The sequence below is a fragment of the Synechococcus sp. H55.9 genome, assembly GCF_047462355.1.
In the GTDB taxonomy this organism is placed as follows: Bacteria; Cyanobacteriota; Cyanobacteriia; order Thermostichales; family Thermostichaceae; genus Thermostichus.
In genome coordinates this window covers 23,504-24,911 of the sequence record NZ_JANSJB010000031.1, presented here as the reverse complement: position 1 = coordinate 24,911, position 1,408 = coordinate 23,504, and the positions used below count along the sequence as shown (strand labels likewise).

Annotated in this window: 3 protein-coding genes; all 3 read left to right on the top strand. The window is 56.9% G+C overall.

Translation table 11 applies throughout. The features are described from left to right. Positions 1–8: 8 nt before the first annotated feature. Entirely contained in the window at positions 9–278 is a 270-nt protein-coding gene (gene remA, locus NW857_RS05950; protein WP_414335047.1) for an extracellular matrix/biofilm regulator RemA, read from the top strand. Positions 279–361: 83 nt separating this feature from the next. After that, positions 362–1,009 carry a guanylate kinase gene (gmk, locus tag NW857_RS05945; RefSeq protein ID WP_414335046.1) on the top strand — a complete coding sequence of 216 codons (648 nt, stop codon included), beginning with the start codon at positions 362–364 and terminating at the stop codon, positions 1,007–1,009. 193 nt (positions 1,010–1,202) lie between these two features. Further along, positions 1,203–1,408: S-adenosylmethionine decarboxylase (gene speD, locus NW857_RS05940; RefSeq protein ID WP_414368303.1), on the top strand; the 206-nt coding region annotated here is incomplete at its 3' end.

Genomic DNA, 1,408 nt, shown 5'->3' with positions numbered 1-1,408 from the left:
ATCACCCTATGGATACCCGCCTAATCAACATTGGCTTTGGCAACATCGTCGCCGCCGGACGTGTGATCGCCATTGTGAGTCCCGAGTCAGCGCCCATCAAACGCATCATCAGTGATGCCCGCGAGCGGGGCCAGTTGGTGGATGCTACCTACGGTCGCCGCACCCGCGCTGTCATCATCACCGATTCCGGGCACGTGATTCTCTCTGCTATCCAGCCCGAAACCGTTGCCAACCGCTTCCTAACGGCCAAGCCCGGTTTGTCAGAGGAAACCGAGTGAAAGCCCATCGCCGCAAGCCATCTGCAAGAACCAAGAGTGAGATATTCTAAAACAAACCCAAACCAGCTCGTCGCTCTCTGCCTATGCCAGCCTCTCCTGCCCCAGTTTCCTCTGAGTGTACGCAGCCGCAGGGATCCCTTCCACCTCCTGCCACTTGCGGTCGCCTGCTGGTGTTGACAGGGCCCAGCGGGGTAGGCAAAGGTACGCTGGTCAGCCAATTGCGCCAGCGCCACCCCGAACTGTATTTTTCGGTCTCGGTCACCACCCGCCCGCCCCGCCCCGGCGAACAGGAAGGCGTCAACTACTACTTTCGCAGTCGCGAGGAATTTCTCAGTTTGATCGAAGCCAATGAGCTGTTGGAATGGGCACAGTATGCCGGCAACTTTTACGGCACTCCCCGCGAGATCGTCTGCCAAAAACTCAGACAGGGTCAGGATGTGCTGCTGGAAATTGAGCTGGCCGGGGCCCGCCAGGTGAGGCAGCAGTATCCAGACGCCATTCGCATCTTTCTCTGTCCCCCTTCTCTGGAAGAGCTAGAACGTCGCATTCGTGAGCGCGGACAAGACTCAGAGGCAAGCATCGAGCGGCGCCTAGAACAGGCCCGCAAGGAATTGGATGCCCAAGACGAATTTGACTACGTGATTGTCAACGACAACCTGGAGCGAGCTCTGCAAGAGCTGGAAGCCCTGCTCTATCCTCCCGCCCCCCCTTCGAGAGAGCAGCAGTCTTAGCTTCTCCAACCCTTCCCTCAAAAGCCGGTGTCTGGGTTGCAGCGCCTCGAAACCGCCTCTAGAGTTAACTGGCGGTTAAGAAAAAAGCCGCTGGGGGGTGTGATTTGGCTTTGCTTGTGAGATGATAGTAAAGCTGTGCTTTTTGCGCAGCCTCTGGTTCTAATCAGTTCTATCTGGCCAATTAGGGGATAGTATGCTGCACACACTATCTGGCCAATTAGGGGATAGGTCTCCAGCTCTGATCGGGATCCACTGTATCCTGGAGCTTTACGACTGCCCGGCCAATCTTCTGGATGATGCCTCTCTCGTGCAACAGGCTTTGCGGGAGGCAGCCAGACGTTCCAACTCCACCTTTTTGGGACAACTGTGCCATCCATTTGAGCCGCAGGGGATTACGGC

Excerpts from the sequence above, each read along its gene's own strand:
- remA (WP_414335047.1), top strand. The coding sequence starts at position 9 with ATGGATACCCGCCTAATCAACATTGGCTTTGGCAACATCGTCGCCGCC.
- gmk (WP_414335046.1), top strand. The coding sequence starts at position 362 with ATGCCAGCCTCTCCTGCCCCAGTTTCCTCTGAGTGTACGCAGCCGCAG.